This window comes from Enterobacteriaceae endosymbiont of Plateumaris consimilis (assembly GCF_012563145.1).
Classification (GTDB): domain Bacteria; phylum Pseudomonadota; class Gammaproteobacteria; order Enterobacterales; family Enterobacteriaceae.
Window position 1 is genome coordinate 473,035 of the sequence record NZ_CP046230.1, and the last position, 13,821, is coordinate 486,855.

11 protein-coding genes are annotated in these 13,821 nt (G+C 19.0%); 9 read left to right on the forward strand and 2 right to left on the reverse strand.

The window, feature by feature from the left end:
- Positions 1-209: 209 nt before the first annotated feature.
- From GJT81_RS02260 to crr, 3 genes are all read left to right on the forward strand, one after another.
- A complete protein-coding gene (locus tag GJT81_RS02260) occupies positions 210-464 on the forward strand; it encodes an HPr family phosphocarrier protein (RefSeq protein ID WP_169785701.1) in 255 nt (84 codons plus the stop codon).
- A 174-nt stretch (positions 465-638) separates the two neighbouring features.
- On the forward strand, positions 639-2,357 hold the full coding sequence (gene ptsI, locus GJT81_RS02265; protein WP_169785702.1) for a phosphoenolpyruvate-protein phosphotransferase PtsI: 1,719 nt from the start codon (positions 639-641) through the stop codon (positions 2,355-2,357).
- A gap of 36 nt (positions 2,358-2,393) precedes the next feature.
- Positions 2,394-2,912, forward strand: a complete 519-nt coding sequence (crr, locus tag GJT81_RS02270) for a PTS glucose transporter subunit IIA (RefSeq protein WP_169785703.1) — start codon at positions 2,394-2,396, stop codon at positions 2,910-2,912.
- A 324-nt stretch (positions 2,913-3,236) separates the two neighbouring features.
- On the opposite strand, the gene GJT81_RS02275 is transcribed toward crr, so the two are convergent.
- Together GJT81_RS02275 and aspS are read right to left on the reverse strand one after the other, a co-directional pair.
- The gene (locus tag GJT81_RS02275) at positions 3,237-3,965 is read right to left on the reverse strand and encodes a YebC/PmpR family DNA-binding transcriptional regulator (protein WP_169785704.1); all 729 of its coding nucleotides are present in this window, start codon (positions 3,963-3,965) and stop codon (positions 3,237-3,239) included.
- A 26-nt stretch (positions 3,966-3,991) separates the two neighbouring features.
- Positions 3,992-5,746: an aspartate--tRNA ligase gene (gene aspS / locus GJT81_RS02280; RefSeq protein WP_169785705.1), complete on the reverse strand. Its 1,755-nt coding sequence runs from the start codon at positions 5,744-5,746 to the stop codon at positions 3,992-3,994.
- 314 nt (positions 5,747-6,060) lie between these two features.
- On the opposite strand from aspS, the gene GJT81_RS02285 reads away from it, so the two are divergent.
- From GJT81_RS02285 to potC, 6 genes are all read left to right on the forward strand, one after another.
- A complete protein-coding gene (locus tag GJT81_RS02285; RefSeq protein ID WP_169785706.1) occupies positions 6,061-7,209 on the forward strand; it encodes a MalY/PatB family protein in 1,149 nt (382 codons plus the stop codon).
- A gap of 42 nt (positions 7,210-7,251) precedes the next feature.
- A complete protein-coding gene (argS, locus tag GJT81_RS02290) occupies positions 7,252-8,985 on the forward strand; it encodes an arginine--tRNA ligase (RefSeq protein WP_169785707.1) in 1,734 nt (577 codons plus the stop codon).
- A gap of 58 nt (positions 8,986-9,043) precedes the next feature.
- On the forward strand, positions 9,044-10,135 hold the full coding sequence (gene mnmA, locus GJT81_RS02295) for a tRNA 2-thiouridine(34) synthase MnmA (RefSeq protein WP_169785708.1): 1,092 nt from the start codon (positions 9,044-9,046) through the stop codon (positions 10,133-10,135).
- A gap of 879 nt (positions 10,136-11,014) precedes the next feature.
- On the forward strand, positions 11,015-12,133 hold the full coding sequence (gene potA, locus GJT81_RS02300) for a spermidine/putrescine ABC transporter ATP-binding protein PotA (RefSeq protein WP_169785709.1): 1,119 nt from the start codon (positions 11,015-11,017) through the stop codon (positions 12,131-12,133).
- Positions 12,117-12,971 (forward strand): spermidine/putrescine ABC transporter permease PotB, encoded by an 855-nt coding sequence (potB, locus tag GJT81_RS02305; RefSeq protein WP_169785710.1) that lies wholly within the window; start codon positions 12,117-12,119, stop codon positions 12,969-12,971. Before potA ends, potB begins: the two co-directional genes overlap by 17 nt.
- A 4-nt stretch (positions 12,972-12,975) precedes the next feature.
- Positions 12,976-13,785, forward strand: a complete 810-nt coding sequence (gene potC / locus GJT81_RS02310) for a spermidine/putrescine ABC transporter permease PotC (protein ID WP_169785711.1) — start codon at positions 12,976-12,978, stop codon at positions 13,783-13,785.
- Positions 13,786-13,821 lie beyond the last annotated feature (36 nt).

Genomic DNA, 13,821 nt, shown 5'->3' on the forward strand with positions numbered 1-13,821 from the left:
TTGTTTAAAATTAAATTTATTATAATTTATAAAAAAATTATATTAGTTACTAATTACTTATAGTAATTAGTAGCCAAGATCATTGATCTGTGCTATTTATTAAATTTTATAATAATTATATTTCTAAATAATAATTTTATAATTATTATATACATTTAAATATATAAATTATTTAAAATAATAAATTAATTAAAAATTAGGAAAAAATAATGTTTCAAAAAGAAATTATTATTAATAATACTCATGGTTTGCATATTCGTCCAGCAGCCCTCTTTGTAAAAGAAGCTAAAACTTTTATATCTGATATAACAATTACATCTAATGGAAAAACAGTTAATGCTAAAAGTTTATTTAAAATACAAACTTTAGGTATGACTAAAGGAACTTCAATTATTTTGACAGCTTGTGGACAAGATGAAAAAAAAGCAATAGAACATTTAGTAAAAATTATTGAAAAATTATAATATATGTATAAATGTAAATAATTTAAGATAAAATTATCCTAGAGTATTAATAGAATAATTATAATAAAATAATTTTACTAATATTTATTAGATAATAAAATTTATATTTTAATAATATATTATTGAAATTAATAATATTTGATATAAAATCATTAGATAATAATAGAGGTAAATATGATTTCAGGAATTTTAGCTTCTCCTGGTATTGCTTTTGGTAGAGCATTTTTATTAAAAGTAGATGATATTATTATTAATCATAATAAGATTATGAATAATCAAATAGCATTTGAAATTAAAAAGTTTTTTGATGGACAAAAAAAATCAATTAAACAACTTGAATTAATTAAAAATAAATCAATTAAAAATTTTAATGATGATAAAAAATTTATATTTGAAGGACATATTATACTTTTACAAGATGAAGAAATGATTAAAGAAGTTATTTCACTAATTAAAAATAATTTTTTATCAGCTGATGCAGCTGTAAATTATGTAATAAAATGTCAAATAAAATCATTAGAAAATATTAAGGATGAATATTTAAAATCTAGAATAATTGATATTAAAGATATTGGGAATCGTTTAATAAGAAATATTTTAGGTAAAAATATTTTTAATTTAAGTGAAATAAAAAATAAAGTAATTTTAATTGCTAAAGATCTTACACCATCAGAAACAACTCAATTAAATTTAAAAAAAATTTTAGGATTTATTACAGATTTTGGTAGTCAAACTTCTCATACAGCAATAATAGCTCGTTCTTTAGAAATACCTGCTATTGTAGGTACAGGAAATATTACTAGTAAAGTAAAAACAAATGATTATTTAATACTAGATGGTATTAATAATAATATATATATTAATCCTAAAAATACAATAGTTGATAAAATCAAATTAATACATAATAAATTTATTTCTGAAAAAAACAAATTAATAAAATTAAGTAAATTACCAGCTATAACTAAAGATCACTTTAAAATTGAAATATGTGCTAATATTAGTTCATTAAAAGATCTAAATAATGCTAAAAAAAATGGTGCTGAAGGAATTGGATTATATCGTACAGAATTTTTATTTATGAATCGTAATTCTTTGCCTTCAGAAGAAGAACAATTTCATGCTTATAAAACAGTAGCAAAAAACATGTGTGGGAAAATTGTAATTATTCGTACTATGGATATAGGAGGAGATAAGAATATACCTTATATGAATTTACCTAAAGAAAATAATCCTTTTTTAGGATGGAGAGCTATTAGAATAACTATGGATCGTAAAGAAATATTACATACACAATTAAGAGCTATTTTAAGAGCATCAATATTCGGAAAATTATGTATTATGTTTCCAATGATTATTTCTATTGAAGAAGTTTATTTTTTAAAAGAAGAATTAAATTTTTTAAAAAAACAACTTCAAAATGAAAAACATAGTTTTAATAAAAATATTCCAGTAGGAATTATGGTAGAAACTCCTGCCTCTGCTATTATAGCTAATCATTTAGCAAAAGAAATTGATTTTTTTAGTATAGGTACAAATGACTTAACTCAATATACATTGGCTGTAGATCGTGGTAATGATTTAATTTCTCATTTATATAAACCTATATCTCCATCTATTTTCTATTTAATAAAAAAAGTTATTGATGCATCACATGCAGAAGGTAAATGGACGGGTATGTGTGGTGAATTAGCTAGTGATGAACATGTTGTTCCAATTTTATTAGGAATGGGATTAAATGAATTTAGTATGAGTTCAGCATCTATTCCTAAAATAAAAAGTATTATTAGAAATTTAGAAATGAATAAAGCAAAAATTTTAGCAGATAATATTTTATTACAATCTACTAATAAAGAAATTAATAATCTTATATCTGAATTTAATAAACAATATTAATATAATTTATACAAATTATACTTTAGGAGATATAAAATGAATTTTTTTACTAATATTTTTCAAAAAATTAAAAAAAAAATAACAAAAAAAACTACTACTATCAAAGTTTTAGCGCCTATTTCTGGAGAAATAGTTGATATAAAAACTGTTCCAGATTCTGTTTTTTCAGATAAAATTATAGGAGATGGAATAGCAATTAATCCTACAGGAAACTTTCTTGTAGCTCCAATAGATGGTACTATTGGAAAAATTTTTGATACTAATCATGCTTTTTCTATTATATCAAATAATAAAATAGAATTATTTGTACATTTTGGTATTGATACAATTAATTTAAAAGGAAAAGGATTTAAACGTATATTTAATTTTAAAGAAAAAAATATAGTTACAAAAGGAGAAGTAATAATTGAATTAGATTTAGATTATTTAATAAAAACAGCAAAATCTATATTAACTCCTATAGTAATTTCTAATGTTGAAGATATGAAATCAATAAAAAAATATTCTGGTAAAGTTATTGCAGGTATTGACCCAATATTAAAAATTACTAAGTAAAATAATATATTTTAATTTAATACATATTAATTTTAATATTATGTAAATATTTTAATTTAGGATTAGAAATATAAATAATAAATTTCAATTTTATAAAAAATTAAAAAATATTTCTTAAATAAGAAATTTTTATTAAAGAAATTTAATTAAAATCTAATAAAATAAAATTAGATAATGTTTTTATTATTAATTAATATAAAAGATATATATAATTTTATTACATATTTTATTTGTCTTGAATAAATATAAATAACATTTAATAGGTTATAAATCTCATTTATTATATTAATAATATAAATAATTATTTATTAAATATATTAATATTTAAATATTAGCATCATGATAAATTTCTTGTATATCATTATTTAATTTTAATAAATTTAAGAAAGACAAAAATTTATTTTTTGTTAAAGAATCTAGATTCTTTTTAATTAAAGGAATCATAGTTAATTTAAATTTTACTGGTTTAATTAAAAATTTTTTTATTTCTAATAAAAGAATTTTATATTTTTTTTTATGAAAAATTATATCAATAATTTTATCATTAAAAATAATGTCTTCAGCTTGTAACTTTTCAGCCATATCTATAATATTATCTAAATTATTTTTATAAATAAATGATATTTTAATTTTTTTTTTAAACATATAATAAACTGAACCACTATTTCCCAAATGACATCCTATTTTATTAAAATAGTTTCTTATTACAGATACTGTTCTATTTTTATTATTAGTTATACAATTGATAATTAATGCAATATTTCCTGGACCAAAACCTTCATAGAAAATATTTTTTATATTATCTGATAATATTTGTTTTTTTTTATTTAATTTTTTAAATAATATTTTTTCTATTGTAGATTTATTCATATTATTTGATAAACCTTTTTCTATAGCTAAACGTAACTTGGTATTATATTGTGGATTAATTACTCCTCCTAATTTACTAGCAGTATTTAACTCTCTAATAATTTTAGTAAAAATTCTATCTTTTTTTATATCTTGTGATGCTTTACGATAACGCATATTAGACCATTTACTATGTCCGGCCATAAAATTTCCTTTATGTTAATAATTTTTTATATATAAAATAATCCTAATTCTTTTAAAATATCTTGACTAATTAAGTTTGGGGATTGAGTCATTAAACATGTACCTGAATTAGTTTTAGGAAAAGCTATTACATCACGAATATTATTTGTTTTTGTAAGTAGCATAACTAATCTATCTAAACCTAAAGCTATTCCTCTATGAGGAGGTGTACCAAATTTTAAAGCTTCTAAAAAAAATCCAAAATCTTTTTTTTGTATTTGTTCGTCTATTTTTAATAAATCAAATATTATCTTTTGTATTTTATTATTATGTATTCTTCCTGATCCACTACCAATTTCATATCCATTAATCACTATATCATATGAATCAGCAAGAATATTTTCTGGATTATTTTGTAAATTATTTATATTGTATTCTACTGGTGCTGTAAATGGATGATGCATAGGAATAAGATTTCCTATTTTATCTTTTTTAAATAAAGGAAAATTAATTACCCACAAAGGAAACCATATATCTTTTTTTATTATATTGAAATCTGTAGACAATTTTTCTCTTAAAACACCCATAGAACTTAATGTTCCATTTATCTTTTCTGTACCTAGAAAAATTAAATCATCATTTTTAGCTTTATTACGCAAAATAATATTTTTTAATATTTGATCATTCATCAAAAAATTTAATGTATTATTTTTGTTAAATAGATTAATTAAATTATTATTTTGTATTTTAAAAATATTAAGGTCATTAGTACCATATTTATTCATATATAATGGATAAATATCCAACACTTTATTATTTATATTTTTAATATATTTATTTTCAATACAAATGGATATTATTCTTTGAATAATATTATTATTATTTTTTTTTTCTTTATTATTAGTAACTAATATATCTGTTAAATCTACTAATTTTAACGGATTTCTCAAATTAGGTTTATCTGTACCATAATTATTCATTGCATCATTAAATGTCATTATAGTAAATTTTTTTAAAGTAATATTTAAAAAATTTTTCCATAAACAAAATATCATTTTTTCTATTAAACTTCTAAAATTACTAAAATTAATAAAAGATGCTTCTATATCGATTTGAGTAAATTCTGGTTGACGATCTGATCTTAAATCTTCATCACGAAAACATTTAGCAATTTGATAATAACGGTCTAGTCCTGCAATCATTAGTAGTTGTTTAAAAATTTGAGGAGATTGTGGTAATGCGTAAAAATTTTTTTTTTGTATTCTGCTAGGAACTAAATAATCTCTAGACCCTTCTGGAGTAGATTTAGTTAGAATTGGTGTTTCAATATTTAAAAATTTATTTTTTTCTAAAAAAAATCTAATATAACTTGTAATATATGAACGTTTTTTTATTATTTTTGACATTTTTAATTGTCTAAGATCTATATATCTATATTTTAATCTAATTTCTTCTTTATTTGGAATGTTATTATTTATGGGTAATGATTTCGATTTATTTATTATAAATAAATTTGATGCTACTATTTCTATTTCTCCTGTTGGTAAATTTAAATTTTTTTTTTTTCTTTTTACTACTTTACCAATAACTTTAATACAAAAATCATTACGTAATGTTGTAGCTAATTTAAAAATTATTTTATTTAAAGAAGTAAAAACAATTTGTATAATTCCTTCACGATCTCTTAAATTAACAAAAATTAATTTACCTAAATTTATATAATTATCTATCCAACCATAAAGAACTATTTCTTGATTAAGATATTGTATATTAATTTCTCCACAATAAATTTTATTATTCATAACATATACCTATTATTTAAAATTTTAAAAAATTTGTTTTGACACTACTTAATTTTCTTTAAATAAAAAAATAAAAATTATTTTATCTTTCTAAGATTAGTAAAATACTAATATTATATTATAAATATTATTATAAAATAGGATAATTTTAAAAAATATAAATGTATTTATTTAAAATAAAATTTTTTTGTTAATTAAAAACTAACTGTACTGTTTATTTTTATTATATTAAGATTAAATCAATTTTTTTATGTATCCATATTAAATATATTTGTTATAATTAATATATTAATATAATTAATTAATTCATTTATATGATAATAAAAAATTTTGATTTTAATAAGTTTATTGATAGAAATAATAGTGATAGTTTAAAATGGAATAAATATAATAAAGATATTATACCTTTATGGATAGCTGATAGTGATTTTTCTTGCCCTCCATGTGTATTAGATGCATTAAAAAAAAGAATTAATCATGGTGTTTTAGGATATGGAATAATTCCAAAAAACTTATCAAAGATTATTATTGAAAGATTATGGAAAAATTTTAAATGGGAAATTAATCCGGAATGGATTATATATATTAATGGAGTGGTTTGTGGATTAAATTTAACCGTAAGAACTTTTACTACTAAGAAAAATTCTATAATTATACCAATACCTATATATCCTCCATTTATATATGCAACTAACTTAGTTAACAGACATAAAAAATATATAAAGTTAATTAAAAAAAATAATAGATTAATAATAGATTTTAATTTTTTAAATAAAAATATTGATGGTAATGAAAAATTAATAATGTTATGTAATCCACATAATCCTGTAGGAACAGTATATAAATATTATGAATTAGAAAAAATATTAGAATTTGTTAAAAAATATAATTTAATTGTTTGTTCTGATGAAATACATTGCGATTTAATTTTTGAAAAAAATACACATCATATACCTTTTGCATCTATTAATGATGATGCTGCAAAATGCACTATAACTTTTATGTCTCCTTCTAAATCATTTAATATCTCAGGATTAAATTTTGCAATTGCTATTATTCCAAATAAAAAGTTACGTGATAAATTTAATTTATTTAAAAAAGGTCTAAATCCTAACATAGATATATTATCATATATTGCAGCAGAGTCTGCATGGACTTATGGAAATAATTGGTTAAATCAACAAATTAAATATTTAAAAATAAATCGTGATTTTTTATTTTCTAAAATTAATAAATTACCTTATTTAAGTATGTTAAAACCAGAAGCTACATATCTTGGTTGGATTGATTGTTCTAAAATGAAAATTTCTAATCCAGTATTATATTTTGAAAAATATGGTATAGGATTATCTTCAGGTAAAGAATTTGGTAATGATAATTTTATTAGGTTTAATTTTGCCTGCACTCATGATATATTAAAAAAAGCATTAAAAAGAATAGAATATGCAATTCATCAATTATAAAAAATTAATTTTATTAAAAATTTATTAAATCAGGTAAAATTAATGAATATTAAAAAAATTCTTTCAAAAAATATTCAAATTGCAATGATTAAATCAGGTATCCCATTAGAATATAATGTGATGTTACGTAAATGTAAAAAAATAAAATTTGGTCATTATCAAGTTAATGGAATTATATCTGCTGCTATAAAATTAAATAAAAATCCTCAAAAATTAGCTATTAAAGTAATACAAAATATAAATTTAAAAAATATAATAAAAAATATAGAAACATCACCATTAGGATTTATTAATATTTTTATTAAAAAAAGATGGATATCTGAACAAATAAATTTATTATTAAATACTTCAAAATTAGGTATTCTAAAACAAGTCAAAGTTGAAAATATTGTTATAGATTATTCTGGTCCTAATATTGCAAAAGAAATGCATATTGGACATTTAAGATCTACAATAATAGGAGATTCAATAGTACGTATATTAACTTTTTTAGGACATAATGTAATTAAAGTAAATCATATAGGAGATTGGGGTACACAATTTGGTATGTTAATCGCATTTTTAAAATTTAAACAAAAAAATAAAAAAAAAATAATTTTATCTGATTTGGATCAATTTTATAAAAAAGCACAAATTAAATATAATAATGATATAATATTCGCTGAAAAATCTAGAAAATATGTTGTAAAATTACAAAACAATGATCCATTCTGTTTGAAAATTTGGAAAAAAATAGTTCAAATCACTATGAATCATAATTATTTTTTATATAAAAAACTTAATGTTTTATTAACTTCTAAAGATACTTTTGGTGAAAGTTCATATAATAGTATGTTACCAAAAATTATTTTAGATCTAAAAAAAAAAGGATTAGCTACTAATAGTAATGGTGCTATTGTTATACCTATTACAAAAATACAAAATAAAAATAATGATACAATGGCAATTGTTATACAAAAAAAAGATGGTGCATATCTTTATGCAACTACAGATATTGCTTGTATAAAATATCGTTGTAAAATATTAAAAGCTAATCGTATTATTTATTACGTAGATGCAAGACAAAGTCAATATTTAAAACAAATATTTTTAATAGCAAAAAAAGCTAATTATGTTCCTTTATATGTGAAATTAGAACATCATATGTTTGGTATGATATTAGATAATAATAACAAACCATTTAAAACTCGTACAGGAAAAAATATTAAATTAAGTCTTTTAGTAGAAGAATCAGTAATTAGATCAAAAAAAATAATTTTAAAAAAAAATCCTATGATTAAAAAAAATGAATTGGAAAATTTATCTTCTATAATAGGTATCTCAGCAATTAAATATTCTGAATTATCTAAAAATAGAATAACTAATTATGTTTTTAATTGGGATGATATGCTTTCTTTAAATGGTAATACAGCACCTTATATACAATACGCTTACGTAAGAGCAAAATCAATATTAATTAAATCAAAAATTGATTTTAATGAGTTTTCTAAATTTGAAATAAATTTTTCTAATGATTATGAAATTAATTTAGCTATTACTTTTTTAGAGTTTGAAGAAATAATTTTTAAAATTGTAAAAAATGGTACTCCACATATATTGTGTAATTGGTTATATAAAATTACCACATTATTTTCTCACTTTTATGAAAATTGTAATATACTAAATATACAAAATGATTTAATTAAAATTAGTAGGTTAAAGATAGTATTTACTACTACTAAATTTTTAAAAATAGGATTGAATCTTTTAGGTATTCAAACAATTAATAAAATGTAAAAAATAAATTAAATAATTTATATATTTCATTTAAATAAAAATATTGAAAAATAAAATAATGTTTAAAAAAAAAGTAATAATTGCTATTTCTGGTGGTGTTGATTCTTCCGTTTCTGCTTGGTTATTAAAAAAACAAAATTATCAAGTAGAAGGATTATTTATGAAAAACTGGGAAGAAGATGATAACAAAAATTGTAATATTAAAAAAGATTTATATGACGCAGAAACTATTTGTAATCAATTAGATATTTACCTGCATAAAATTAATTTTTCTTTTGAATATTGGGAATATGTTTTTAAAAATTTTCTTTATGAATATAAAATAGGTAATACTCCAAATCCTGATATTTTATGTAATAAAATAATAAAATTTAAATATTTTATGAATTTTGCTTTAAAAAATTTACAAGCAGATTTTATTAGTACAGGACATTATGTCAGATGTAAAAAAATTAAACATAAATTTCATTTGTTAAAAGGAATAGATAAAAATAAAGATCAAAGTTATTTTTTATATACAATAAAAGAAAAACAATTAAAAAAAATTTTATTTCCTATTGGAGGATTAAATAAAATTGAAGTACGTAAAATTGCTCAAAAGTTAAATTTTATTAATGCAAAAAAAAAAGATTCTACAGGAATATGTTTTATAGGTAAAAAAAATTTTTTTAATTTTTTAAATAAATATTTATCTACAAAATCAGGAGATATAATTGATTTAAATGGTAAAATTATTGGAAAACATAAAGGATTAATACATTATACTTTAGGACAACGTAAAAGAATAGGAATAGGTGGGATATTAAATAACAATAATCATAAACCATGGTATGTTATTAAAAAAGATATGAAAAACAATGTTTTAATTGTAGCACAGGGTAAAAATAATCCTAATTTATTTTCTATTGGATTAATAGCAAAAAATATTAATTGGATTAATTATCCATTTAATATACCAAATATTTGTTCTATTAAAACTAGATATAGACAAAAAGAAATATATTGTAAAATTAAATTATTAAATAATAATAAAATACGAGTTAATTTTAATAGTCCAATATCCAGTATTACGCCTGGACAATCAGCAGTTTTTTACTCTGGATCTATTTGTTTAGGTGGTGGTATAATTGAAAAAAAAATTAATATATAATTAGTTAAAAATTAAAGATTTATATAAATTAAATTATTTACTCTTACTATTTTATTTACTGTAAATGGTAAATATTAAATAATTTAATTTTTTTAAAAGATATTTTTAATTAATATAGTTTAATTAAATTAAAATTTTTAATTTATATTTTTATATAAATATATAAATTTTTTATAAAAGGAAAATTTGTAGACTCATTTATTAAAAATAACTTTTAAAGTCTACTTATTTTTTTATATATAAAATGTATTAATAATTTAATATATTCAATATTATTGAATATATTAAAAAAATTTTTATTTATATAGATTAAATAATGTTTATAATAAAAAATTATAATAAGTATTATATATACAACAATAATTTGATTTTTTTATCTATTGTTAGTAAAGAAAAAATTAATTTTTAAGATTAATTTTTTAAATAAAATAAACAATGTAATAAGTGATTATTATATATATAAAATATATATATTTTAATATTAATTAAATATAAATTTAATATAAATTGTATTGGATTACTAAAAATTAATAATTTTTTTTTAAATAAAAATTTAAAAAATTGGTAAATAATTTATGAAAAAAATATAAATCTTATTAAAAATATAATATAAAATATATATATAAAAAAATAGAAAATACATATTTAAAAAATATTTTATCAAAAAACATAGAATTTTATTGATGAATTAAATTGATTTAATGAAAATATTTTTTTTAAAAAAGTATTACTTCTTATAATTATATAAATTAACCTACAAAATTAGTAAAAATTTTAAAATTTATTACTTAATATTTTATTTATATTTCATTTTTTAATTTTATTAATATACTTAATAAAATAATTTATCTATTGTATTATATTAGTCAGAGCTTATTCATGAAAAAAAATATTCAAAAAATATTAGTTAATCTTAATAATATTAGTAAATCTTTTTGTGGAAAAAAAATTATTTCTAATTTTTATTTAACTATAAATAATGGTGAATTTATTACGTTATTAGGACCATCAGGTTGTGGAAAAACAACAATTTTAAGATTAATAGCAGGATTAGAAAAAGTTGATAGTGGTTCTATTACATTAGATCAAAAAAAAATTACTCATCTTTCAGCAGAACATAGACAAACTAATACTGTTTTTCAAAGTTATGCTTTATTCCCTCATATGTCTGTATTTGATAATATTGCTTTTGGTTTAAAAATGCAAAAAAAATCATATAAAGAAATAATATTTAGAGTAGAAAAAGTGTTAAATATGGTTCAATTACAAAAATTTGCTAATAGAAAACCTCATGAATTATCTGGTGGACAACAACAAAGAGTAGCTATTGCTAGAGCTGTAGTTAATAAACCTAGAATTTTATTATTAGATGAATCATTATCAGCTTTGGATTATAGATTAAGAAAACAAATGCAAAATGAACTAAAAATGTTACAAAGAAAATTAGGGATCACTTTTGTATTTGTTACTCATAATCAAGAAGAAGCATTAACGATGTCAGATCGTATTGTTGTATTACGTAATGGAAAAATAGAACAAGATGGTACTCCTAGAGAAATATATGAAGAACCAAAAAATTTATTTGTTGCTAAATTTATCGGAAATATAAATGTATTTAATGCTACTGTTATAAAAAAATTAAATAATACACAAGTAATAGTTAATTTAGAAGGTCATTTATGTAATATAAAAGTTCCTTTTCCTGTTTTTTTAGGAAAAAAAATACATGTTTTATTAAGACCAGAAGATTTAAGAATTAAAGAAATAGATAATACTAATAATAGTAATATAAATGGTTTAATTGGATATGTTATAGATCAAAGTTATAAAGGTATGACATTAGAATCTACTTTAAAACTAGAAAATGGCAAAATAATTACTGTAAGTGAATTTTTTAATGAAAATGATCCTGATTTTGATCATTCTATCAATCAAAAAATGGTAATTAATTGGGTTGAAACATGGGAGACAGTATTACCTTATGAAAACAATAACTAAATATTCTAGAAAAATAATAATTTTTATAGTAATAAGTTGGTTATTATTGTTTATTCTCTTTCCAAATTTAATAATAGTAATTATTAGTTTAGTAACAAAAGATGATATTAATTTTATTAAGTTTAATATAACTTTGCATAATTATAAATTAATTTTAGATAAATTATATATAAATATATTTATATACTCTTTATATATATCATTAATAACAACATTAATTTGTTTTATAATTGGATATTTATTTTCATGGTGTTTAATTAAAGTATCTTATTATTATAGATCTATAATGTTATTTTTTTTATTTTTACCTTTTTGGGTTAACTCATTAATTAGAATTTTTTCTTTAAAAAACTTTTTTAGTGTTCATGGTTATTTTAATAATATTCTTATTTATTTAAAATTAATTAATCATCCAATACATATTATATATACATCTTTTGCTGTTATTTTAGGATTAGTATATATTTTATTACCTTTTATGATTATACCAATATATTCTAGCTTAGAAAAACTAGATATGTTTTGTATAGAAGCAGCTAAAGATTTAGGTGCAAAATCATGGAAAATTTTTATTTATATAATATTACCATTAACATTACCAGGAATTATTTCAGGATGTTTATTAGTATTTTTACCTGCTATAGGAATGTTTTATATTTCAGATTTAATGGGTGGAGCTAAAAATCTATTAATAGGAAATATTATAAAAAATCAATTTCTTAATATAAGAGATTGGCCATTAGGTGCTACTTTAAGTAATATAGTAATATTAATTACAGGAATATTTTTAATATTATATTATAAATTAATAAAAATTTTTCATAAAAAGGAATTTTAACATAATGTTTAAATATTTTTTACGTAATATTTTTATAATTTTAATATATAGTTGGTTTTATATTCCTATAATTATTATTATAATAAATTCATTTAATTTATCTAATTTTGGAACTCAATGGCAAGGATTTAGCTTTAAATGGTATTATTATATAATAAATAATAATTTTTTATTAGAAGCAACATATCATTCATTAATAATTGCTATAATGTCCGCAACATTTGCCACAATAATGGGATTTTTCACTGCTATTACTATATATTATAGTAACATATATATTAAATCATTCATCAGTATTTTACTATTTATAGTAATTGTATCACCTGATATTATTATGGCTATATCCTTATTATTATTATTTATATTATTAAATTTTACACTAGGTTTTTGGACATTATTATTTTCTCATATTACTTTTTGTATTCCATATGTTGTGATTACAATACATTCTAGATTAAAAAATTTTGATAATCGTATTTTAGAAGCTGCTAAAGATTTAGGAGCTAGTGATTATATCATCATAACAAAAATTATATTACCATTAATGTTACCTGCGATAATATCTAGTTGGCTATTGAGTTTTGCTTTATCTATGGATGATATAACAATTTCAACATTTGTAACTGGTCCAACTTATGAAATATTACCTTTAAAAATTTTTTCTATGGTGAAAATAGGTGTTTCTCCAGAAATAAACGCTTTAGCTACAATATTAATAATAATTTCTTTATTATTATTTTTAATAAGTAGGATTATTCTAAAAAAATTTTATAAAAATTATTATCCAATTAATTATTTTAAAAGTTTTAAATAAAACAAAAAAATTATTATTTATTGATTTATAAAGCTA

Coding starts and splice junctions, on each gene's coding strand:
- potC (WP_169785711.1), top strand. CDS start 12,976: ATGTTTAAATATTTTTTACGTAATATTTTTATAATTTTAATATATAGT.
- GJT81_RS02285 (WP_169785706.1), top strand. CDS start 6,061: ATGATAATAAAAAATTTTGATTTTAATAAGTTTATTGATAGAAATAAT.
- aspS (WP_169785705.1), bottom strand. CDS start 5,746: ATGAATAATAAAATTTATTGTGGAGAAATTAATATACAATATCTTAAT.
- potB (WP_169785710.1), top strand. CDS start 12,117: ATGAAAACAATAACTAAATATTCTAGAAAAATAATAATTTTTATAGTA.
- potA (WP_169785709.1), top strand. CDS start 11,015: ATGAAAAAAAATATTCAAAAAATATTAGTTAATCTTAATAATATTAGT.
- argS (WP_169785707.1), top strand. CDS start 7,252: ATGAATATTAAAAAAATTCTTTCAAAAAATATTCAAATTGCAATGATT.
- crr (WP_169785703.1), top strand. CDS start 2,394: ATGAATTTTTTTACTAATATTTTTCAAAAAATTAAAAAAAAAATAACA.
- GJT81_RS02275 (WP_169785704.1), bottom strand. CDS start 3,965: ATGGCCGGACATAGTAAATGGTCTAATATGCGTTATCGTAAAGCATCA.
- mnmA (WP_169785708.1), top strand. CDS start 9,044: ATGTTTAAAAAAAAAGTAATAATTGCTATTTCTGGTGGTGTTGATTCT.
- GJT81_RS02260 (WP_169785701.1), top strand. CDS start 210: ATGTTTCAAAAAGAAATTATTATTAATAATACTCATGGTTTGCATATT.
- ptsI (WP_169785702.1), top strand. CDS start 639: ATGATTTCAGGAATTTTAGCTTCTCCTGGTATTGCTTTTGGTAGAGCA.